Consider the following 20,684-nt stretch of genomic DNA (forward strand, 5'->3'; position numbering starts at 1 on the left):
TCGCCTCATGTCGAACATCGGTTCCACCGCGCGCGCATGGCGTGCGCCCACATCCTGCCTGTCGCTCCTGCTCCTGTCGGGATGCGCCACCCTCGGCTCCGCCTTGTCGCCCTACAGCGAGAAATTTTCGTGCAAGAATAGCGATCACGGGCAGTGCATCCATCCCGAACAGGCCTATGCCGACGCGGTCGCGGGACGGGTATCGAAATCAGACCCGGCGGTGACGAACGACAAGAAGCTGCTCGCCGCCCAGGATAAGGCCGCCCGCAAGGACAAGCGGGAGAAGGCCAAGCTCGCCGGTGCGAAAGGTCAACCGGCGCCGGCGCCGGTTCCCAATGCCTATGCAGGCGTCGCGGCCAGCGTGGCGGACGCCGGCACGCCGATGCTGCGGCCATCGCGCACGGTGCGAACCTTGATCCTGCCCTATGCGGATCGTCAGCGTCCGGACCGGCTTTACATGTCGCGCTTTGTCTATTCGATGCTCGGGCAGCCGGCATGGGTGGTCGGGAGCTATCTGGTCGAGCCGGCCGGCCGCGCGCCGAACCCGCCTGTGTTGCGCTCGGTACGCGATGCCGGCGCCGAGTCCGGCGAGAGCGCGGCGCCGATCGGCGCGGAGCCGCGGCCGTGAGCCCGCGAGGCGCCCGCGCCGGTCGCGGCCTCTCGCGCCGCCGCCTGCAGGCGGCGGTCGAGCGCAACGCCTATTCGGACTTCCTGCCGATGGTCGCCTGGGTCGAGGAGGAGGAAGCCTTTCTCTGTATCGACGATGGCTGGGGCTATGGCTGGGAGCTGGTGCCGGCCGCTTATATGTTCAGCCATGTCCAGCAGGCCTTGCTGGGACTGCTGAACATCCACTTCCCCGAAGGCACGACGGTCCAGTTGATCACCTTTGCGGATCCGCTGATTGATCCGGCGCTCGATGCCTATCTCGATCTGAAGTCCCGGCCCGATCCCCTGGTGCAGGCTTCCGCGCGGCGCACCGCCGACTATCTTCGCGCCGGCACGGAGGGCCTCGATGCGCTCCACGGCATTCCGATCCGCGACTTCCGCCTGTTCCTCGCCATCAAGACCCGTGTGCGCATCGGCGCCGATCTGCGGCGTCAGGTCGAAGAACAGCTTTCCAAGATGGGTATTCGGCGCTTGCCGCCCGAGGAGCTGGTCAGTTTCTATCGCCGCGTGTTCAACGGCGTCTTCGAGCCGGCGCCGGGTGTGTTCGCGCAGGCCGGCGACGAAGGCGCTCCCGCGCCGGCGATCCGCAAGCAGATCATCGACGCCGGGCCGGATCTCTTCTTCGACGGACCCGAGCTGTTTATCGGCAACGGCGTCGCCCGTTGCCTGACGCCCAAGGCGCCCGCGCGGCGGATCACCGCAGAGCGCACCAATCGCCTCTTGGGCGGGATGCGCGGCTCCGCCGAGGACAGCGACCAGATTGCGGGGCCGTTCCTATATTGCCTGACCGTGCTGTTCGACGTCTCGCAGTTCGAGGTTCACAAACGCGCGCAGATCCTCTCGGCCCAGAAGGCGGCCGGCAGCTTCGCGATCGAGGTCGGCAAGCAACTGGAGGAGATCGGCTGGATCCTCGACGAAGCCGCGAACAGCCGGTTCGTCTCGGTGATTCCGACCGTGTGGGTGTTTGGCCGGGACCGGGCCCAGGCGCGCGAGATGGCGGCACGCGCAAAGCGCCTGTGGGAGTCCGAGCCCCTGCCGTTCATGGTGCAGGAGGAGAGCTATCTCCTGCCCGTGTTGCTCGCGGCGAGCCTGCCGTTCGGACTGTATCCCGAAAAGCGGACCATGCGGCTGCTGGAGCGGGATTTCCGGATGCCCGCCAAGGCGGCTGCGCTACTTGCGCCGGTCCAGACGGATTTCCGCGGCGGCGGCCGGCCGGCGCTGCTCTATGTCGGGCGCAAGGGCCAGCTCATCACGCTCGACCTGTTCGACCCGCGCATCAACAACTATAATTTCGTCGTCTCGGCGGAATCCGGCGCGGGCAAGAGCTTCCTGCTCAATAATCTCTGCCAGCAATATTATGCGCAGGGTGCACTGATCCGCATCATCGACATCGGCGGCAGCTATCGCAAGCTCTGCACGCTCTGTTCGGGCCGCTATATGGACATTGGCGAGGAACGCCTCGTCATCAACCCGTTCGACATGGGCCTCGCCGTCGATGGCGAGGATCGCCAGTCCGCGATCGCGATGGCTGTGTCGATCGTCGCAGAGATGAGCAACGCTGCGACCCGCAAGGCGGTGACCACCAGCGAGTGGAACCTCCTCAAATCGGCGGCGCAGTGGACCGTCGACAGCGGCCGCGGCGAAGCGGGCATCGACGCGGTGCGGGATTGGCTGGGCCGTTATCCAGACAATGCCGGCAGCGAGCTCGACCGAGTGGACCATCTGATCCCGGTCGCACGCGAGCTTGCCTTCAACCTGCGCGATTTCGGGTCCGACGGCGCCTATGGCCATTTCTTCAACGGGCCTTCGACGTTCGACATCTCGCGCGACGAGTTCGTGGTGCTGGAGCTTGAGCGGCTGAAATCCATCCCCGACCTGTTCAACGTCATTACGATGGCCGTGGTCAATGCGGTCACCCAGGATCTGTACCTCTCCGCCCGCGACCGTCCGCGCTTCATCCTCAGCGACGAAACCGCGCAGTTCATGCCGACCAACAACGGCCAGATGGTCTCGCGCATCGCCGAGGCGCTGGAGCAAGGCTATCGCCGCGCCCGCAAGTATCGCGGCAGCTTCGGGATCGTGCTGCAGAGCATGAACGACCTGATGCTGTTCGGCGGCACCGGCCAGGTGATCCTGGAAAATGCTGCGACCCGCTTCCTCCTCCAAGGTTCGACCTACGACAAGGCGGTCGACAACAAGATCCTCGATTATAGCGGCTTCGTCCTGGAGCTGCTGAAGTCCGTCCGCAACGCCAAGCCGAACTATTCGGAGGTGTTCATCGACAGCCCGCTTGGTCTTGGCATCGCGCGGCTGGTCGTCGATCCCTTCTCTTACTGGATCAACACCTCGGCGCCGAACGAGGTGGCCGCCTTCGAGGCGAAGCTCCGCCTCGGCCGCTCGCCGCTGGTCGCCGTGTGCGAGCTGGCCGGCGTCGATCCTGCCGAGATTCTCGGGTCGGCCGTGCAGGGTCCGGCAGATGGAGGCCGGCCATGACCCGGCAGCATTTCCCTCATCCCGACCAGTTGATGCTCGACTGGGAGAATGACCCCGCCGTGCAGGCACGGATCGAGCAATTGGCCGCGGAGCGGGCGGAGCGGCAATCGTTTCAGTGGCGCCTCCGTCTGATGATGATCGAGTCCGTGATGATGGGCAGTCTCGTCATCGCCGCCGGCATGGCGCTTCGGCAACCCACGGCCATGGTCCTCCAGTCCGGCCTGTTCGTGGCGGCCGCCTGCCTCGCCAGCGGCATGATCCTCATCGGTCTCTCCGCGCTCTGCGCTGTCGGTCTCGCCAGGCTGCGCAAGCGGTGGGCGCGATGAACGGGATTTTCTCCGCGAGCCCGGGGACCGGGCCAATACGGCTGCTGGTCGGCACCCATGGGCTGATGATCTCGCAATCGATGCTGGCGCTGATGGCGCCGGATGTCGCCGTGAGCTTCCGCCTGATGGTCCTGCTCACCCTCGCGCTGGCGCTCGGCGGTCTCGGCGCCGCGATGATCGGCCTGCCGGCGGAGGATCACGAACCCTATTGGAGGCGCCGCCATGGCCGGTGATCGCATTTCCCGGCCTGATCGGCGAGGCGTGTTCCTCGCTGTCGGCATCGGCACGGCGCTTCTGGCCGTCGCGGCTAACGCTGCCACGACAACGATCGGGCGGACGTGGCCGATCGCCGAACCTGACGCACTGAGCGAGATCGAGGGCCGCGCCACGCGCGTACCGGACATGCGCCAGGCTTATGGGCCGCGATCGGGCTGGTCCGCGATGAAAGCGGCCGCACTCGGCGATGCGCGCGAGGACCGGCAGCGGACGGTCGTGCCGTTCTTCACGCTCGATCAGGAGATCAAGCTGCCCGACGGCAGGGTCGTCTATCCCAAGGGCTTCACCTTCAATCCGCTGGCGTTCGTGAAGTTGCCGCAGCGGCTCGTCGTCGCTCGCCCTGCAGACCTGCCCTGGGCGCTTCGGACGGCGCGCGCATCGGATTTCATCCTTATGGCCGCCGGCAAGCCGGGCGATGCCGATGCGATCACGTTGAGCGAGCGGCATGGCCGGTCGATCTTCATCCTCGAAGAGCGGGTCAAGCAGCGGCTCGGCCTCACGGTGGCGCCGGTCGTGGTGGTGCAGTCCGGGCAGAAGCTGGTGCTGACAGAAGTCGGTCCCACGAGCCGGCTGCCGGTCAAGGGAGCGGCGAAATGATCGGCCGTCGCGCGATATTCCTGATCGGTCTGCTGATCGGCTTCGCCGCCGTGACCTTCTGGCCGGCCCAGGCGCACGCCTCTTCGTGCGAGAGTTCGGTGTTCAACCCAATCACCAAAGTCCGGTGGAGTTGCATCTTCCCGATCACGATCGGCGGCGTCCGGGTCGGCCCGCATGATCCGCTCGGCAGCGCGCTCGATTCCCAGACCGCGTCCAAGCCGCTGTGTGCGTGCCGCAAGGGCGTCACCTTCTGGTTTGGCGTGAAGGTCTCCTTCTGGAGCCCGAACCGGATGGTGGATGTCGTGACCGAACCGGGGTGCATGATGGCGTTGGGCGCGGATATCCTCCCCACCCACGGCAAGCTGCAGGGCAGCCAATCAAGCATCTCGGACGGCACGAACACCCGCAAGATGTTCGCCCAGATGCACTATTATATCAGCCCGGTCTGGAAGATGCTCGACCTGTTCACGGATCTGCCGTGTCTCGAGGATGACGGATTCGATGTCGCGCTGATCACCGAGGTGTTGCCGACCTGGCAGTCCGCGACGCTCGGCGCGATCATCCAGCCCGAGGCGATCCTGTTCGGGAACCCTGCAGCGGGCCTCGCCTGCATGGGCGACAGCGCCGCGGCGGCGGCCGGCAAGGTGGTCGATCCGCTCTTCTGGTGCATGGGATCCTGGGGCGCGACCTATCCGATCGCCGGCGATATCCATTTCGACGACAGTGTCGAGGCCTGGGCCGGGCTTGCCGCGCGCGGCGTGTTCATGATGGGGCGCCTCGGCGCGCTGACGATCAGCTCCTCGGACGGCTGCTCGTTCATCCCGCAGCCGATCTGGACCAAGAGCCGCTACAAATTACAGATGATGGAGCCGGTCAAAGGCGGCCAGTGCGTCAATGTCGGCCGGCCGGGCGCCTTGTGGAGCAGCGCGAAACACGCGCCGGGCAAAGACAATGCGCAATTCATGCTTTTTGAAAAGACGATCTGCTGCGCCGGGGTCGCGGTGCCATGACCAGATCGTCCCCCAGATGCTCCGTCCCCGCATCCTTCACGGATCGATGGCCTGCCCGCCGGGTCACAGAACCGAAGGCTGCGCGCGGAGCAGGAGCGACGTCTCTTCCCCCCGGGGGCGTCGCTCCACCGGTCAGCGCGGCCGCCATAGCCCGTGTCGTGGCGCGGCAATGCCCCCCGCCGCCCACGATCGTGGCCGCGCTGACCGTTTTCGGAGGACAAGCCGTCTTTCGCGCCATCGTGCGCGGTACTCCCGATCGGGTGCTGCTGCTGCGCTTCCGGCGCGGCTCGCGCGCGATCCTTGCCCGACAGGTCTGCCCGTGAACCGCCTGCCGTTCCTCGCGCTCCTTGCGCTCACCCTCCCCGCGCCTGCGCTCGCACAGAGCGCAGAGGACAGGGCGCGTGCCGCTGCGTCGGCCTCCCGCTCCAAGACCTCAGACAGCGACACGCTGCTCCAGAATTATGTCACGCCGGGCCTCAGCGGGAAGCCGATCTCGACGGTCGATTCCAGCAAACAGTTCACGCCGAACCTGGCATGCCAGAAGACGGCGACCTTGCTCGAGGTGTTCGCACAGCCGGGTTCAACTGGCGATCTGGGTTCGGTCCGGATCAGCCGCGACACCGATCTCAACGGAACGTTCGACGCGTCGGCGACCCTGCCGTTCCAGGTTTCGGGGATTTGCGCCAATGGCGTCATCTCCTGCGACGCCGGCACCTGGAACAATTGCCACAGCTATCGCTGGGCGGTCGACCCGAACCAGGCGCCGCGGCTCGAGAACGTCGCGATGACCGAACTCGCCGGCTGCTACTGCATCAACAATAGTTGCGGCAGCAATCTCGCGATGGCGAACCTGCCGACCATTCTCAAGGATCTGGGCGGCGGCGTGGTCGGGGCGTTGACCAGCAGCGATCCGCGCTATGGCGTCGCCGAGGCGAAGGTCGACGGGCCGGTGATCTCCTATGTCGGCGCGCAGAGCACGGCCTGCACCGCCAACCCGACCATCGGACAGACCGCCTATCGCAGCTCGCCCACCGCCATGGTGGGCGATGCCACCGCCGCCTCGTCCACGAACTCAGTATTCCAGATGCTGGTTTCGTCGCCAGCCGGCACGGCGAAGGGCATCGAGAACCGAAGCTGCACGGTGGAGCGGAGGGTGACGGTGCTGTCCCCCACGGTCGACGACATTATCAGCCGTGTCTCAGGAGGTTATTCGACGATGCGTAACGGCGGATCGCTGGATTTTCTGCTGGGCTCGCCTGCCGACAACAATCTGAGCGGCGGGAGCTGTCGGCTCTTCGATTTCCGGATGACGCTCCATGTCGGGGATGCCGGCCGGATCATCAGCGCGAGCCTGCCGACTTATTTCGCGGACGACTGGGCACAGATCCGCATCGACGGCCAGCTCGTCTCGTCCGGCCCCTCATCCTGGACTTCGACCGGCTTTCCGCCGGGCAAGTGCGATCTGAAGAAGACCTCCTATATGTATCCCAATCTCGATCTGAAGCCCTTCCTGACGGAAGGCGACCATGAGATCTGGCTGCGTGTCGCCGTCGGCGACGGCGGCGAGGGCTATGCCCAGGTCCATGTCGAAGTGGACGATAGCTGCCACTCGGAAGAGCAGGTCATCGACCAGTGCGTGACGCTTGCCGGCGATCCCCAATGCAGGCTTCAGAACGAGACGGTCGATGGGGTGCAGACGGTCCTCAACGGCGTCCGGACGGGTCTGGCGCCGGTCGGCCAGACGCGCGTGGTCGGCAACGCGACCTGCCCGATCACGCTGACCCGCGACTTCTTCCTGAAACAGCGCAGCTATCGCTGCACGTTCGACAACGGCGCGATCGAGCCGGACACGAGCCGCGGCGCCTATATCATCGACCATTCCACCGAAACGCTGCTGGCCGACCGCGTGCGCAATACCGATGGCAGCTATTCGACCACGACGCGCAATTTCAACCTGCCCGATCGCGGCTCGGTCAATGCCTGCGAGATGGTGTGCAAAACGCGGCGCCCGCAAGTGAACACCGCCGCCGCGCTCGACGGCGTGACGGGCGCAAAGCAGAACGACCCGATCGGCTGGGACATGATCTACCATGCCTGCCAGGACAATAATGTCTGTCCGGCAGGGGACGGCGAGCAACTGGTCGAGGGCTGCGGCTGCATCGACGATTTCCAGGAAGCGGTCGTCATGATGCAGACTGTGCGGCTCGGCGGCACCGATCTCGTCTGCACGGGAACCGCCCGGTGAAGCGCGCGCGGCTCCTCCTCGCGACCACGGCGCTGCTTGCCGCCGGCATCGCGCTCGCCCCCGCGCCGGCTGCTGCCCAGCAACTCTGCGCGGTCGACCTGAATGGCAATGGCGACGCCGCCGACCCAGGTGAGACGGCGAGCTGCCACCTGACCGCTGTCGGGGGCTGGATGTGCCCGATCGGCGAGACGGCCTGCGTCGCCGGACCCACGGGGGCCATGCAATGTCCGCTGGGCGACCAATATGCCTGCGCGGTCCCGGCCGCCGGTGGCGCGCCGACCTGTTCGGCCAATAGCTGCATCGATACGAACGCCAATCCGATCGTCGAGGAGCCGCCGACCGACGATCCGGGCGCCTTGCCGGACGGCCCTGTGGATGCCGAGGGCAATTGCCTTGGCACGATCGAGATCTTCTCGGGACGCGCCGCGCGCTGCCGTCCGGCAGGGCTGCTCACGACCTTCTCGAATTGCTGCAAGGACAAGGGCAAGATTGTGAAGGACGGGATGGGCGGCTCGCTCACCTCGATCTCGACCAAGATCGCGGTTGCCCAGGGTGTCTTCAAAGGCATGTCGGCGGCGTTCACCGCCTTCCGGGCCGGTGCGTCCGCCGGCCAGGCTGCGAACGCTGGCCTGGGCGCGATCGTCGGCATCGACCCGACCTCGATCGCGATCAGCATCGCGATCAACTTCATGATCGAGGTGCTGCTGCAGGGCTGCGACCAGCAGGACATGGAAGTGGGCATGCTGAGCGGCTCGGGGATGTGCCACTTCGTCGGCAGCTATTGCACGACCAGCGTTCTCGGCATCTGCCTCCAGAAGGCACACGGCAATTGCTGCTTCAACACCAAGCTCGGCCGGATCATCCAGGAGCAGGGCCGGCCGCAGATCAAAAGCTTCGACGCGGTCGGCTGGGGCACGGCGAAGAAACCCTATTGCCGAGGCTTCACCAGCGAGGAGTTCCAGGCCCTCGATTTCAGCAAGATGGACCTGTCCGAATATTATGCGGACATCGAGGCCAAGGCCCAATCCCAAATCCAGGTCGACATGCAAGGAAAGATCGATGCGTATAAGCAGACGGTCAATCAATAGGCGCGCCCTCGTGGCTGTCGCGATCGTCGCCTTGCCCATGGCAGGGCTGGCGCAGGATCGGCCGGCGCCGGGGGCCAAGGCCAAGGTGCAGGCCGAAGGCGATGCCGCGATGGAGCGCATGAAGCGCGCCGTCAGCGCGGCGAAACAGGCGCCGGTCCCCGACCCGACCCTGCCGGCGCCGCCGGACGATGCCGCGAAGCGCCGCGCCTTTCAGGGGTTGCGTGGCCAGAAAGCGGACCCGGCGCTCGCCAAGCGCGCCGAGGCCGATGTGGCGAAGGCACGCGCGGCGATCGCGGCCGAGCGGGAGACGGCAAGCCGCCGGATCGCCCAGGCGCTCGGTCTCGATGCGCCGGATGCCCGCGCGCTCGCCGGCGCTGCACCGCCGCCTGCGCCGTCGAGCTGGGTGCCCGTGCTCATGGTCTCGTCCTCGATGCCGATCGCGGTGCTGCGCACGTATGCCGCGCAGCTCGAACTGGCGGGTGGCGTTCTGGCCTTCAGGGGTATGCCCGGCGGCCTGACGAAGGTCGGGCCGATGGCGAAGCTGGCCGCGCAGGTCTTGCGGATCGATCCAGGTTGCGATGGTCCGGCCTGCGCGATGCGTAACGTCCAGGTCATCGTCGACCCGATCCTGTTCCGCCAGCACGGCGTCGCCCGGGTGCCGGCGCTGGCGATGATCCCGGGCGATCCCACCCAACCCTATTGTGAGCGGGACGATGCCAGTCCGCATAGCACGCATGTCGTCTATGGCGATTCGGCGCTCTCCGGTCTGCTCGAGGAATATGCCCGTCTGGGCGGAACGAAGGAGGTGCGCGATGCTCAAGCTCGCCTGGCTCGCCGGTAGCCGCGTCTATCAGGCTTTTGGTGACATCACATTGCGCGCGGCCGTCGCGCTTGGCTCCAGCGGCCTCGGCCAGCCTGCGCGGCCGATGCAGCTTTTGAAGGCCTATGGGATCGTGCTGCCGATCGGGTTTTTCGCCTGGTGGGCCATGCCGCAGGTCAACCTCGTGATGACGCCGTCGATCGATGCCTGGGCCGTGCGCCGCGCGCCGGGGGTGATCCATCGCGGCGACCTCGTCTCGTTCACGCTGGTCCATCCGCTTGCGGGTCCCAAGCCGGTCAACGTCACCAAATACGCGCTGTGCCTGCCCGGCGACCGGATCGACATGATCGAGCAGCCATCGAAGTCCAAGGGCACGTTCGACGGCGTCTATTTCTGCAACGGGAAGCTGCTCGGCCAGAGCAAGCCCCGCGCGCGCAACGGCAAGCCGCTGACCCACTGGCAGCCAGGCACCGTGATCATGCCTGCCGACGCGATCTTCGTCGGGTCGGGTTACAAGGACGGTTTCGACAGCCGCTACTATGGGCCGGTCGAGATCGACCGCCTGACGCGCATGGAGAAGATCCTGTGAGCCGGCGTCTTATCGGGACGGCATTCGCTGCCGGCGCGCTCCTCGCGGCACTTCCGGCATTCGCGCAGGTGGGCCAGCCGGGCGAGACCCGAGGTTATTGGTGGTACGCGCCGGCGCCCAAGGCGCCCGCGCCGGATCAGCCCGCCGAGGAGGAAGTCCCCAAGCCAGTGATTCCAGCCATGGTCGAGCTGGTCAAATGGTCGCCGCCGCGCATCGCCAAGCTGATTGTCCAGCAGCGTGACTATGCCGCCACCGTTCTCACGGTCGATGCGGTCGCGGATTTCTGGCGGCTCGAAGACTTCGCGCGCCGCAAGGCCCGGGCATTCGCTGGCGTGACCCAGCTCGCGATGCTCGCGCATCCGGAATTGAACGCGAAGGCGGCGAACCCGATGATTGGCGAGGCGCGTGATGCCATGAGCGTCGAGAAGGACGGTGTGCGCCGGCAGTATCTGCGCGCGCACGCCTCCGAATTCGCGCTGGTGATGTTCGCGCGGACCTCGTGCGGCTATTGCCGTGTGCAGTGGCCGATCATCCAGCGTTTTCAGGATGAGATGGGCTGGCAGGTCACGATGATGGACCTCGATCGGCGGCCGGACCTCGGGCAGCGTTATGGGGTCGAGGTGACGCCGACCACGATGATCATCCGGCGCAACAGCGCCCAGCGCATGGTGATCGCGGCCGGGGTCGAGACCTATCCCAATATCGCGCAGATGGCCTATCAGGCGGTGAAGCTGCTCAGCGGCGACATCCGCCCCGAGCAATGGTTGACCGGCGCGGGCGAAGAGAACGGCTTCTTCGACGCGCTTGCCAATGGTCCGGTCTCACCGAGCGACCCGCGCGTGATCGGCGGCGACCTCGTCACGCCCACCGAGCCGAGGCAATGACCGACCGGGCGCCCTTGTCGCTGATCCGGCGTCTTGCCGGGGACCGAAAGAGCGGTGCGACCGTGGCGCTCAGCCTCGGCCTCGCGCTGGCCGCCGTAGCACTCCTCTGCACCGGGCAGCTTTCAGCGCAGACGGTGACGCGCGCCGCAGCCGCGCGCGCTGCGATCCACCCCGTCGCTTCGGGGGCAGATACGCGCGCATGGCTCGCTCGGGTGCCGGTGACGCATGATTTCCCTCCGGATTTCGACGAGACGTTGCGCGGTCAGGCCACGCTCTTTTCGCTGGAGATGAGCACCGAGCCTGGCTGCGCGCCCTGCGCGGATCTTTGGAACAAGCTGCTCGCGTTCCGCATGCGCTATGGCTGGCAGGTCCGCACAATCAGCGGCAATGACGCCATGATGCGCTCGGGCAGGCTCGGCCTGCCCTGGGTCGGCAACCCGGTGGTCTGGGTCCGCCCGAATGCGGATCCGAACCGCATGGTGCCCGTCGCGATCGGCACGGACCACACGGTCAACATCGCGCGCAATGCGTATCTCGCGGCAAAGATGCTGACCGGCGTCCGGGTCGCGGTGGCCGTTCGCGGCATGTCCAAATTTACCGGGATCATGGGCGCGGGGGCGCCCGGTCCCCAGGCAAACCGGAGGCGCTGAGCATGGCGGATCAGCGCCTTCCCCATCCCGCACGAGGAATCCCGCCATGGTCTCTGTTGCCCGTCGCCTGAGTGGCGCCGCGCTGTTCGCGCTCGCCGCCGCTTCCTTCTCCGCCCCCGCGCATGCGCAGTCGTGGGCAGAGAGCTGGTTCGACAATGTCACCTATACGAGCCCGGGCAGCTTCGAGGATCAGACCCGCGGCTATGTGACGGCTGGCGGCATGTCGGGCCGGGTCGACGTCCATGACGACTATCTGATGTCGTTGACGCTCCCGAAGGTGAAGGCCGGCTGTGGCGGCATTGATATGTTCCTCGGCGGCATGAGCTTTCTGGACCCGGACTATCTCGTTCAGAAGCTGGAGACGATCCTGCAGGCCGCGCCGGCAGTCGCGTTCCAATATCTGTTGGAAACGCTTGACGAAAAAATGGGCAACATCATCTCGAAGATGGAAGCGGCCACCAACTTTCTGAACTCGATCCAGGTCAATGACTGCCGGATGGCGAACCGTCTCGTCCAGATCGCCAAGGGCGACGACAATATGAGCGGGATCGTCGAGGAAATGACCGGCTACAAGTCGGTGCGGGAGGGCTTCGCCAAGAGCTGGCAGAACAGCCGCGAGAAGATCCAGGCGAACAAGGGCAACCCGACGGAAGATCTGAAGGACGCGCTGGTCAACTGCCCGGCGGAGGTGACGGACATCTTCAAGACCGGCTCGCTTCTGCAGCACGCGGCCCAGCGCGTGGGCGCCAGCGATTGGGCCGGCGTGATGCGCGCCCGGGTGGGCGACGTGTACATGCGCTGGGACGCCAACGACAAGGTACCGCTCTTCTCGGCGATTCCTGCCTGCCCGCATCAGGATACCGAGAGCGCGGACGATTTTCTGACCGGCCGGGTACCAACGCGCGAGCTCAACGTGCCACCGACGGCCGGCGATTGCACGGTCAACGGTGCCGGGCGCGGCGCGCTGGTGCTGGCGCGAGAGCGGATGGACTCGATCGCGACCAAGATCCGCACGCGCTCAGCGCTGACGGCCGACGAAAAGCAGTTCGTCGCCAATGTCCGGACCTTGCCGGTGTATCGGCTCCTCGAATGGGGCGTGCGTCAGGGTGTCACGGACAGCGTGATCGCCGATACGGACGAACTCGTCGCGCTCACCCTCGCCTATCAGATGCTGAACGACCTCACCCGGTCGATCGATTTCGCGCTCACCAATGCGGAGCGAGGCGCGACGACGGCGGGGGCGTCGAACGATCAGAACGAAAATGTCTGCCAGACACGCATCCTGTCAAAGGGGATCGAGCAACTCCGCGACCTGCGGGACGAGGTGCTGCGTCAGCGCGCGCAGATGCGCCAGTCCTACATGGCGGCGCTGAGCCAGGTGAACCTGTCCGCCACCTATGCCGGCGTCGTCCGCCAGCGTGACCGTGACGCCCGCGACACCGCCGGCGCCGACGCCAACCGTAACCGCTGAGGCTCCCATGCGCAGACTCCTCCGCCTCGCGCTCGCCGCGCTCACCCTGCTTGCCCCCACCCCCGCGCTTGCGGTCGACACCAGCTATTACACCTGGGGCGGCTTTTCCGAGACCGTGGACGCCTTCCGCCTCGTCGCGCTGATCTTCGGCGATCCGCGCTATGAATCGCTGGTGGTGATCATTGCGGTGGTCGGTATCGGCTTCGGCGCGATCCTTGCGAGCGTGCGAGGATCGGGCATTGGCCTCGTCGCCTTCGGGTTCCAGATGCTGGTGGGCATCGGTTTGTTCGCCGGCATGATCGCCACCACGGGCACGGTGAACATCTACGACCCGGTGAAGAACGGCTATCAGGCGGTGGGCGGCGTGCCGAACCTCATCGTCGTCGTATCCGGCGTCACCAACCTGATGGAGCGGTCGCTGGTCGAGACGATCGACGACAATACGACCGATCCCAATGCCAAAATGGCATTCGGTGCCGGCGGCCATGCGTTCGACCTGTTCCTCAATGCGGTGAGCCCGCGCAGCCCGATGGTCGACTCGTTCCTCGATGCGACCGTCAGGGACTATGTCCGCCAATGTTATCCGGTTGCGCGCGTGTCGCCGGCCTATGGGATCGACGACGACAAGCTGTTCCGCACGGCGACGGATCTACCCGAAGCGTTCTCCGCCATGGCCGGGCCGGCGACCTTCTCGACCGTCTATACCCAGACCGACAAGGCAGGGACCACGCAGAGCTGCGACGCGGCATGGGGCTATATCTCGGACCGTCTGAACGACCCGGCGGTGTTCGACGCCTATAGCGATCAGGTCTGCGCGCGGGCCGGGTTCGACGCGACCGATGCGCAGCAGCGCAACCAGTGCCGCCTGCAGATCGACAGCCTGGGCGGGATGATGGTCGGCCAGCCCATGAGCCGGCAGAAATTCCTGACCAATGTCTTCCTGGGAGACACGGTCGGCGACGTCTTGTTCGAGGATTCCCCTGCGGCGGCGGCCAGGGTCATGGCGAACCGGGCGGTCCTATCGAACGGTCTATCGACGCTTTCGACCGCCAATGAGTGGATGCCGACGATCCGGGCGGCCGTGTTCGCGATCATGCTGATGATGATGCCGATCGCGCTGCTATTCATCCTGACGCCGATCAATCTGCGGGTCGCGAGCTTTGCGCTCGGCCTGTTTGTGTTCGTGGCGCTGTGGGGCGTGATCGATGCCGGTATCTACCAACTTACGCTGGGCCGCGCGATGGGCGTGCTGGCCGAGCTGCGCGCGACCAATGCCGCGGCCAACACCTGGATTCTCGCGCCTTCGGCGGCGATGAAGGCGCTGGCGATCTTCGGCTCGTTCAGAACGGCCGCGGCCGGGCTCGCGGGCGCATTTGTGTTCACCGTCTTCCGGTTCAGCGGCAACGTCTTCTCCGCCATCACCGGAGAGTCCATGACCCTCACAAGCCAGGGTTCGGCCGCCAGCACGGGCACGCTCACCAGCGAGGGCTATGCCTCGGCGCTGGAGAGCCAGGCATCGGCTATGGGGACGATGGGCCGCCGCTCGGCCTCGGCCGGCTTCGGTGACTTCGGCGCGCGCAGCACGTTCGGCGTCGATCGCGCCTTCGGTGCTTCCGGCTCGATCACCGGCCAATATGGCGGCGGAGCTACCGGGACGGCAGCGTTCAGCCTCGGGCGAACCGACGCGGCGCGCGAGCTGGGCGGCCTCGCCCCCGCGCTGACCGGCCGCGACCTGAGCGACCCCGCCACGGCCAGCGCCGTGCGCGCCAATGCCGCGACCTCCGCGATCCATAATTTCGCGCAAGGGGATGCCCTGCGATCGCTGGGCACCACCTATTTCGGATCGGGGCAGGCCGGCGAGCGCGCGTTCGCGTCGTTCGCGCAGAACATGGTGCAGTGGAAGGCGTTCGGCGACCAGCGCGCCTATGACATGATGCGGACGGGCGCCGAGCGGCAATTCGAGCGCAATGGCTACAGTCCTAAGGACGCCGCGCTGAAGGCGTCGACGGTAATCGGCGAGGCCGCCTCCGATCCGCTGTTCGCGAAGCTCTCGGCCAACGCGTTCGATGAAGAGACGATGCTGCGCAACGATCTGACGGCAGCACAGGTCCAGGTCGGCGCCATGGAGGGACGCCGGGACTATGCCGGCGACGGTGTTGCGGCGAACGAGCGCGCCAACGTCTCGACGGAACAGGCGCACCGCACCGGCACGAACCACGGCCAGCGCGAGGCTGCCGCGATGCTTGGGCTTTCGGTCGATGAGGCAAGCCGGCGGATCGGGTTCATCAACACGCTGACGGGCGAGGAACGCTCGACGGCGATCTCGCGGCTCGCTCACTCGACGGGCCGGAACGAGGCGCAGGTCATGCGCGCGCTGGAGACCTATGGCGCTTCGGTGCAGCTCGGGACGGCCGATGGCGCGACCCGCGAGGCCGGGCGCGAGGGCACCAGCGTTTATGGCCGCACGGCCGAGACGGCAGGCTATGATTTTGCGGAGCGCGCCGGCAAGCTGGACGCACAAAAGGAGGTTGGCCGCGACGGCACGCGGAGTTCGGCGCGGGTCGGCGAAGAGCGGCGCCAGGCCGACAATGCTGGCTTTGCCGAGGGTGCGTCGGCGGCGGGGGTCTCGGTGCGCGAGGCGGCGCGGCTGGATGCGTTCATCAAGGCAGCGGCAGGAACTGCCGGCAATCAGGTCGATATGGCGGAAGGTGGCGCTGCGGGGATCATGGATCGCGCCAGGAACGAGCGGCTTGGCCGCGTCGTCGACAACGAACGGCTGACCCGCTTCCAGTCGCTGCTGCGCGCCCACGGCATCGATATGTCGAAGCGCCAGATCGCGATGGACGCAAACGGGGATTTCGGCATGAATCTGAGCCCTGACCTCGCCGCTGCAATGTGGCGTGGCGGGCTGATCAACGAAAGCCAGCTCGGTGCCATTGCTAACGGCGGCCATGCGCGGCTCAGCTTCGCGGACAACAATTTGCTGGTTTCGAGCAGCACCAACTTCAGCAAGGCGGCGCGCAACGACACCAGTACCCGCTTCGAGGCGGGCAAGCAGGCCGGGCCGGACACGATCGAGCATTTCATGGGCGGCGGCGCGGCCGGCCAGGCCGCAATGCAGAACTTCCTGCGCGGTGGATTTGAGATGGACCGCAAAGGCGAATGGCGCCTCAAGCCGCAAGTGGCCGACACTCTACAGCGTGACGTTCAGGCAGTTATGGCGCAAACCGGCTGGACTCGGTCACTGACGCGCGGAGCCGATCACGTTACGAGCATGGGGACATCGCTAAATGCCGGCCTCACCGCCTCGGCGTCCAGAGGCGGTGGCGGTCGGAGTGCTGGAGCCAGTGGCGGGACTGGGGGTGGAGCTTCGGCAGGAGCGTCGATCGACAGCAACGATAGAGGCCTGACGACGATTGGAGCAAGCGCCTCGATGGACATCATGAATTATGATGTCCGCGAAGCAATTGCAGCTTCGGAGCGAGCGGCCGCTCGTTCCCGAGACCCTGCAGCGACGTTCACCCAAGAGCTGAGCAAGCGAGTTCTTGGAAACGAGGGGCTTCGAAACCGCTATCTTGAGCAATCTAGCTCGGGCAGAGGCACGTTCGAAGTCACTGCCCCCCTGACGTCGATAGAGCAAAATTCAGTGCTTTCGCGGGGCCGACTGTCGCTCGACCTAGATAAAAGCAGCAACGACGGAGATCCGACTTACAAAGAGAGAAAAGACGAGTGATCTATCTGTTCGTTCTGCCGTGGTGCTGCCGATAGAGCGTTCCCGCGCTGGGATCGTAGGGGTCCGTGAAAGGATCAGCCAGTCCAGTTACAGAGCGCGAGCGCGGCGTCTGGTGTTCTTCGGCATCGATCAGCACCCATTCACCACTGGCGAACATCGAACGCGCATAGCCGACGCCCAGTAGCGCCGCAGCCGTGAACGGGTTTAGAATAACGACTACGAGACCGGCGCTGGACTGATAGAATTCCGCGAGGAACTTTACGTGTGGGACACCCGCCATCGCCCCCCAATAAAAGGCAATCGCGCTCCACCAAAGACGCGCATACCAGGGGCGCCAGAAATAATCACGCGCGCGCGGACGCACGCGCACCGGCTTGGCGGTGTCCTTCTCGTGATTGTTTGAGGCGAATTCCTGGTTCATTTCATCGGCCATCCGGAGCCAAGCCAAAATAGCGGAAATCATTGCCGGATGAAATCGTAAGTTCGGGCGAGCAGGGAATTTTTCGTGTCGCATGATGACCTCCCGCCACGCCCCTCCCCCTTCCCTCCGGTTGTCGCCGCCTGACTCTTTTCCTCGCAAATTTTAACGGCATATGCTACAGCATATGCCAAGGAGTCGAAATGAACATCGAACGTCACGTAAAGCTGTTCAAAAACGGCCGCAGCCAAGCGGTGCGCATCCCTCGCGAGTTCGAGCTTCCGGGCGAGGATGCCATCATGCGCAAAGAGGGCTCGCGCATCATCATAGAGCCTGCGCCTTTACCGTCGCTGCTGGCCCGGCTGAAGATGCTGCAGCCGATTGACGACGAATTCGGGGCGATCGACGATCTTCCCGCCGAACCCGTCGTTTTCTGATTCATGTTCCTCCTCGATACAAATATCCTGTCGGATCTCGTCCGGCACCCACAAGGCGTGATCGCAGCGCAGATCGCCCAGGTCGGTGAGAGCGAGATCGCGACCAGCATCATCGTTGCCGGTGAACTCCGCTACGGGGCCGAGAAGAGGGGATCATCCAGGCTGACCGCCCAGCTCGAGACTATATTGGGGCTCCTTCCCGTCCTTCCTCTGGATGGTGATGCCGACGTGCATTATGGGCGATTGCGGGCTGATCTCGAGCGACGGGGAACGCCAATCGGCGCCAATGACATGCTGATTGCGGCGCATGCACTGAGCCTTGGAGCGACGCTTGTGACTGACAATGTCGGAGAGTTCGAGCGCGTCGACGGCCTCGCCTTCACCAACTGGTTGCGGGACGGCTAGCCTGGCATGGTCCTGATCGAGATTGCCTGGCGGCAACCCCGGCTTAAAACAGTCCCTTACGCTTCAGATCCGTAGCGAAGGTCGAGAGCGACATAACGAGGGTGAGCGGCCTGTCCGCCAGTGGTTCAGCGCCGAAGCCCTTATACCACTCGGCCGCGCGATCGCCCTTGGCGTCGATGATAAGCAACATGCCTCCGGCCTCATTGGCAATACGAAGACACCGCAGCGCAGCGGCCGCGAGGAGTTGGCCGCCTAAGCCCCGACCGGCGACGCTGAGATCCGTAGCAAGGCGGGCCAGTTTGAAACCCGCGACCTCGTGTTGGGGAAGCCCCTTGGTCAATGTCGCAGGAGCATCCGCAAAGGCGACGGCGGAGGGCGTGACGGTGTAGAAACCTAAGATGCGATCGGTTGTAGCGTCATCGATCGCGCAAAAGGTCTTGGAAGCGTTTTGCTCATGGCTCTGACGCGCGAAGCGTCGAAGGAAATCGTTCATGGCCGAGTCGCCACAATCGAAGGATCGCCGGTCATGCGCTCTCGCGATCGGCTCCTCCCGCCATTTCGGGAACGTCACAGGCTATCCGGAAGAGCCGCTATCGCCCTTTGCAGGCGCGTATTTGCCCGTGGCGGATTCTCCAGCATCTGCATGATGAGCGCATGATCACGACGCGAAACCTCGACCACCTCTGACTCCTGGATGATCGCTTCGGCTTCGCGAACCGCAGTCTGCGTGACAAAGCTGGTCAGGTCGATGTTCTTGAGCGCCGCCGCACGCATCAGCTTAGCCTTCGCCTCCGGGGAGACGCGAAGGTTCATCCGTTTACTGTCATCAATCGCAGCGCGTGGCATCGTATGTTCCATCCGTGGATTGTACGCTTTCAATATGTACGTGACCGACGCGGCAAATTCAACCGCCTGGCGACTGCCCCATCGGAAAATTCGATTTGGTGAACTGATGATCATTCGGTCAGCCTTTAGCCGAGCGGGAGCGCGAGATTTTTTGTAGGGCGCGAAAGTCGCAAGCGCGGTTATCGGCCGAACCGAGACGGGGCACCTCGATCGGCCACTTCCAGGAAGCGTGGCATAGGGACGGCAACGGAAATTCAAACTGACCCACAAGCTCTCGATTGTCGCGCTTGCGCATCACCTCTCACATGCCCTACCGACGACGTGCTTGCCGAGAGGCAGGCGGAGGCGTGGAAACCTCCTGAGAACAAAGCCAGGCCGCAGCTTATGCAGCCGGGCAGCCGATGCGTATGTCCAGGGCTCCGGCCTAAAGGCACCGGCGCCTGATTGTTCTCAGGTTTCCAATGCCCGGCGCGGCGCCGGGGCAGCGCTTTTTAGCAGAAACGCGCCTACGCCGCACCCATTCTGTGGCACCGGCGACTGGAGGACTGAATGATCAATGACGATGATCGCGAGCCGACAGCCGAGGAACTGGTCGAGTTGCGCGATTCCGCAACGTTGATGTTGCAGGAATCGATGGTGCTGCTCGAGAGCATCGGCGAGGCCGAAGCCACTCCCCTCATGCGGCTTGCGTATGAGAAGCTCGGTGGGGACGCGGCGATCCTGGCCGGCACGCGGCGGCGCGCATTGCGGGGCCACCGCGACTATGACGGGTTCCCTGCTCACGCCTGAGCGGTGGGGGCGAAGCGAGCGCGTCCAGATCTCCGGCAAGCAGGCGGAGATCTGGACGCGCCGGCTGATCAATCGGTGGTGCGGACCCCGAGTTTCTTGCGACGGGGAGCCTTGCGAGCCTTGGTCCCCAGCCCAATCTTCTTGGCGAGTTCGCGACGCTGTTCGGCGTAATTCGGCGATACCATGGGGTAGTCGGGCGCCAGATTCCATTTCGCGCGATAGTCGTCGGGCGTCATCTGATAATGCGTCATCAGGTGACGCTTGAGCATCTTCAGTTTCTTCCCGTCTTCCAGGCAGACGATGTAATCGGGCTTCACCGATGCGCGCACCGATACCGCCGGCTCCTGCTTGACCGGTTCAGGCGCGACCGGTGATTGCACGCCCGACAAGGCGCCATAGATCGACTGGAGCATGTTCGGCAGGTCGCTGACAGCGACGCTGTTGTTCGACACATATGCGGCCGCGATGTCCGCGGTCAGCGTGACCAGGGTGTTCGTCACATCCTCATTCAAAGCCAGTCCCTTTCCATTCCTTCGGTTCAGTCCTCAGCGCCCGTCGCAAACCACATGCGACGCGCCACCTTTCCATCCAGTTGCCTGATCGGCAGGTCGAAACGGCCTCGCCTGAAGGTTCTCATTTGTTCTCATCGCACCGATGCAAGCCGACTCGATACTCCCTGACCACCTGTTCCTCCAGGCGATAGCGATCGCGATCGAGGAGGCTCCGGTGAAATATCGCGTGAACCTGTCGTCCTCGAACGATCGCCAGCGGATGCGGGCGGCCGATGCGTCGGCCGGATGGATCAGATCTCGGATACGCGCTGTCGCAACAAGCGATGCTCCTGGGAAGTAGGCGCCGCGCGACAGAAGAAATTACGAAGTTTTTCCTAACTCAATTCAGGTTTCGGCGAAACGCCGAGGTCATTCCCATCTCCAGCGGCC

Annotated in this window: 22 protein-coding genes; 18 read left to right on the plus strand and 4 right to left on the minus strand. The window is 65.0% G+C overall.

Translation table 11 applies throughout. The features are described from left to right. The first annotated feature begins 7 nt into the window (after window positions 1-7). The 15 genes from CAF53_RS02170 (at window position 8) to CAF53_RS02235 (ending at window position 16,848) form a co-directional block, all read left to right on the plus strand. Entirely contained in the window at window positions 8-628 is a 621-nt protein-coding gene (locus tag CAF53_RS02170; protein WP_197707339.1) for a TraV family lipoprotein, read from the plus strand. Beyond that, a complete protein-coding gene (locus CAF53_RS02175) occupies window positions 625-3,159 on the plus strand; it encodes a TraC family protein (protein ID WP_197707340.1) in 2,535 nt (844 codons plus the stop codon). The genes CAF53_RS02170 and CAF53_RS02175 overlap by 4 nt, the downstream gene beginning before the upstream one ends. Then, window positions 3,156-3,485: a hypothetical protein gene (locus tag CAF53_RS02180; protein WP_100237170.1), complete on the plus strand. Its 330-nt coding sequence runs from the start codon at window positions 3,156-3,158 to the stop codon at window positions 3,483-3,485. The genes CAF53_RS02175 and CAF53_RS02180 overlap by 4 nt, the downstream gene beginning before the upstream one ends. Continuing rightward, window positions 3,482-3,718: a hypothetical protein gene (locus tag CAF53_RS02185; RefSeq protein ID WP_100237171.1), complete on the plus strand. Its 237-nt coding sequence runs from the start codon at window positions 3,482-3,484 to the stop codon at window positions 3,716-3,718. Before CAF53_RS02180 ends, CAF53_RS02185 begins: the two co-directional genes overlap by 4 nt. Beyond that, on the plus strand, window positions 3,708-4,358 hold the full coding sequence (locus CAF53_RS02190) for a conjugal transfer protein TraW (RefSeq protein WP_242443363.1): 651 nt from the start codon (window positions 3,708-3,710) through the stop codon (window positions 4,356-4,358). The genes CAF53_RS02185 and CAF53_RS02190 overlap by 11 nt, the downstream gene beginning before the upstream one ends. Beyond that, window positions 4,355-5,368, plus strand: coding sequence for a TraU family protein (locus CAF53_RS02195; RefSeq protein ID WP_100237172.1), 1,014 nt, complete (start codon window positions 4,355-4,357; stop codon window positions 5,366-5,368). Before CAF53_RS02190 ends, CAF53_RS02195 begins: the two co-directional genes overlap by 4 nt. Before the next feature lie 158 nt (window positions 5,369-5,526). Then, the gene (locus CAF53_RS26960; protein ID WP_157801180.1) at window positions 5,527-5,691 is read left to right on the plus strand and encodes a hypothetical protein; all 165 of its coding nucleotides are present in this window, start codon (window positions 5,527-5,529) and stop codon (window positions 5,689-5,691) included. A 5-nt stretch (window positions 5,692-5,696) separates the two neighbouring features. Beyond that, window positions 5,697-7,613: a hypothetical protein gene (locus CAF53_RS02200; RefSeq protein ID WP_100238654.1), complete on the plus strand. Its 1,917-nt coding sequence runs from the start codon at window positions 5,697-5,699 to the stop codon at window positions 7,611-7,613. Between the two features lie 32 nt (window positions 7,614-7,645). Beyond that, entirely contained in the window at window positions 7,646-8,701 is a 1,056-nt protein-coding gene (gene traN / locus CAF53_RS02205) for a conjugal transfer protein TraN (RefSeq protein ID WP_242443467.1), read from the plus strand. A 37-nt stretch (window positions 8,702-8,738) separates the two neighbouring features. Next, a complete protein-coding gene (locus CAF53_RS02210; protein WP_277949206.1) occupies window positions 8,739-9,542 on the plus strand; it encodes a type-F conjugative transfer system pilin assembly protein TrbC in 804 nt (267 codons plus the stop codon). Then, complete coding sequence (locus CAF53_RS02215) at window positions 9,514-10,110, plus strand: S26 family signal peptidase (protein WP_100237174.1); 597 nt, start codon at window positions 9,514-9,516, stop codon at window positions 10,108-10,110. The genes CAF53_RS02210 and CAF53_RS02215 overlap by 29 nt, the downstream gene beginning before the upstream one ends. A gap of 68 nt (window positions 10,111-10,178) precedes the next feature. Beyond that, window positions 10,179-10,994, plus strand: a complete 816-nt coding sequence (locus CAF53_RS02220; RefSeq protein ID WP_242443468.1) for a conjugal transfer protein TraF — start codon at window positions 10,179-10,181, stop codon at window positions 10,992-10,994. After that, window positions 10,991-11,644, plus strand: a complete 654-nt coding sequence (locus tag CAF53_RS02225; RefSeq protein WP_347337856.1) for a hypothetical protein — start codon at window positions 10,991-10,993, stop codon at window positions 11,642-11,644. Before CAF53_RS02220 ends, CAF53_RS02225 begins: the two co-directional genes overlap by 4 nt. A 46-nt stretch (window positions 11,645-11,690) precedes the next feature. Next, window positions 11,691-13,115 (plus strand): conjugal transfer protein TraH, encoded by a 1,425-nt coding sequence (locus CAF53_RS02230; protein ID WP_100237176.1) that lies wholly within the window; start codon window positions 11,691-11,693, stop codon window positions 13,113-13,115. A 7-nt stretch (window positions 13,116-13,122) separates the two neighbouring features. After that, window positions 13,123-16,848 (plus strand): conjugal transfer protein TraG N-terminal domain-containing protein, encoded by a 3,726-nt coding sequence (locus CAF53_RS02235; protein WP_100237177.1) that lies wholly within the window; start codon window positions 13,123-13,125, stop codon window positions 16,846-16,848. Window position 16,849: 1 nt separating this feature from the next. Here the strand turns inward: CAF53_RS02235 and CAF53_RS02240 are convergent, their stop codons facing one another. After that, on the minus strand, window positions 16,850-17,362 hold the full coding sequence (locus CAF53_RS02240) for a hypothetical protein (protein WP_157801181.1): 513 nt from the start codon (window positions 17,360-17,362) through the stop codon (window positions 16,850-16,852). Window positions 17,363-17,469: 107 nt separating this feature from the next. Between CAF53_RS02240 and CAF53_RS02245 the strand changes: the two genes are divergently transcribed. After that, entirely contained in the window at window positions 17,470-17,703 is a 234-nt protein-coding gene (locus tag CAF53_RS02245) for an AbrB/MazE/SpoVT family DNA-binding domain-containing protein (RefSeq protein ID WP_100237179.1), read from the plus strand. 3 nt (window positions 17,704-17,706) lie between these two features. Further along, a complete protein-coding gene (locus CAF53_RS02250) occupies window positions 17,707-18,108 on the plus strand; it encodes a type II toxin-antitoxin system VapC family toxin (RefSeq protein ID WP_100237180.1) in 402 nt (133 codons plus the stop codon). Between the two features lie 43 nt (window positions 18,109-18,151). Here the strand turns inward: CAF53_RS02250 and CAF53_RS02255 are convergent, their stop codons facing one another. Continuing rightward, window positions 18,152-18,601: a GNAT family N-acetyltransferase gene (locus CAF53_RS02255; RefSeq protein ID WP_242443364.1), complete on the minus strand. Its 450-nt coding sequence runs from the start codon at window positions 18,599-18,601 to the stop codon at window positions 18,152-18,154. A gap of 74 nt (window positions 18,602-18,675) precedes the next feature. Beyond that, window positions 18,676-19,068 carry a DUF1778 domain-containing protein gene (locus tag CAF53_RS02260; protein WP_242443365.1) on the minus strand — a complete coding sequence of 131 codons (393 nt, stop codon included), beginning with the start codon at window positions 19,066-19,068 and terminating at the stop codon, window positions 18,676-18,678. A gap of 435 nt (window positions 19,069-19,503) precedes the next feature. Here CAF53_RS02260 and CAF53_RS02265 point away from each other — a divergent pair, with 435 nt between their 5' ends. Next, complete coding sequence (locus CAF53_RS02265) at window positions 19,504-19,743, plus strand: hypothetical protein (RefSeq protein ID WP_100237182.1); 240 nt, start codon at window positions 19,504-19,506, stop codon at window positions 19,741-19,743. Between the two features lie 68 nt (window positions 19,744-19,811). On the opposite strand, the gene CAF53_RS02270 is transcribed toward CAF53_RS02265, so the two are convergent. Beyond that, on the minus strand, window positions 19,812-20,261 hold the full coding sequence (locus tag CAF53_RS02270) for a MucR family transcriptional regulator (RefSeq protein ID WP_100237183.1): 450 nt from the start codon (window positions 20,259-20,261) through the stop codon (window positions 19,812-19,814). Between the last annotated feature and the right edge of the window lie 423 nt (window positions 20,262-20,684).

Origin of the sequence: Sphingobium sp. LB126, assembly GCF_002795205.1 — a bacterium.
GTDB classification, from domain to species: Bacteria; Pseudomonadota; Alphaproteobacteria; order Sphingomonadales; family Sphingomonadaceae; genus Sphingobium; species Sphingobium chungbukense.

Excerpts from the sequence above, each read along its gene's own strand:
- CAF53_RS02265 (WP_100237182.1), top strand. The coding sequence starts at position 19,504 with ATGATCAATGACGATGATCGCGAGCCGACAGCCGAGGAACTGGTCGAG.
- CAF53_RS02190 (WP_242443363.1), top strand. The coding sequence starts at position 3,708 with ATGGCCGGTGATCGCATTTCCCGGCCTGATCGGCGAGGCGTGTTCCTC.
- CAF53_RS02215 (WP_100237174.1), top strand. The coding sequence starts at position 9,514 with ATGCTCAAGCTCGCCTGGCTCGCCGGTAGCCGCGTCTATCAGGCTTTT.
- CAF53_RS02245 (WP_100237179.1), top strand. The coding sequence starts at position 17,470 with ATGAACATCGAACGTCACGTAAAGCTGTTCAAAAACGGCCGCAGCCAA.
- CAF53_RS02180 (WP_100237170.1), top strand. The coding sequence starts at position 3,156 with ATGACCCGGCAGCATTTCCCTCATCCCGACCAGTTGATGCTCGACTGG.
- CAF53_RS02185 (WP_100237171.1), top strand. The coding sequence starts at position 3,482 with ATGAACGGGATTTTCTCCGCGAGCCCGGGGACCGGGCCAATACGGCTG.
- CAF53_RS02195 (WP_100237172.1), top strand. The coding sequence starts at position 4,355 with ATGATCGGCCGTCGCGCGATATTCCTGATCGGTCTGCTGATCGGCTTC.
- CAF53_RS02240 (WP_157801181.1), bottom strand. The coding sequence starts at position 17,362 with ATGCGACACGAAAAATTCCCTGCTCGCCCGAACTTACGATTTCATCCG.
- CAF53_RS02170 (WP_197707339.1), top strand. The coding sequence starts at position 8 with ATGTCGAACATCGGTTCCACCGCGCGCGCATGGCGTGCGCCCACATCC.
- CAF53_RS02230 (WP_100237176.1), top strand. The coding sequence starts at position 11,691 with ATGGTCTCTGTTGCCCGTCGCCTGAGTGGCGCCGCGCTGTTCGCGCTC.
- CAF53_RS02210 (WP_277949206.1), top strand. The coding sequence starts at position 8,739 with ATGGCAGGGCTGGCGCAGGATCGGCCGGCGCCGGGGGCCAAGGCCAAG.
- CAF53_RS02260 (WP_242443365.1), bottom strand. The coding sequence starts at position 19,068 with ATGATCATCAGTTCACCAAATCGAATTTTCCGATGGGGCAGTCGCCAG.
- CAF53_RS02250 (WP_100237180.1), top strand. The coding sequence starts at position 17,707 with ATGTTCCTCCTCGATACAAATATCCTGTCGGATCTCGTCCGGCACCCA.
- CAF53_RS02225 (WP_347337856.1), top strand. The coding sequence starts at position 10,991 with ATGACCGACCGGGCGCCCTTGTCGCTGATCCGGCGTCTTGCCGGGGAC.
- CAF53_RS02255 (WP_242443364.1), bottom strand. The coding sequence starts at position 18,601 with ATGAACGATTTCCTTCGACGCTTCGCGCGTCAGAGCCATGAGCAAAAC.
- CAF53_RS02235 (WP_100237177.1), top strand. The coding sequence starts at position 13,123 with ATGCGCAGACTCCTCCGCCTCGCGCTCGCCGCGCTCACCCTGCTTGCC.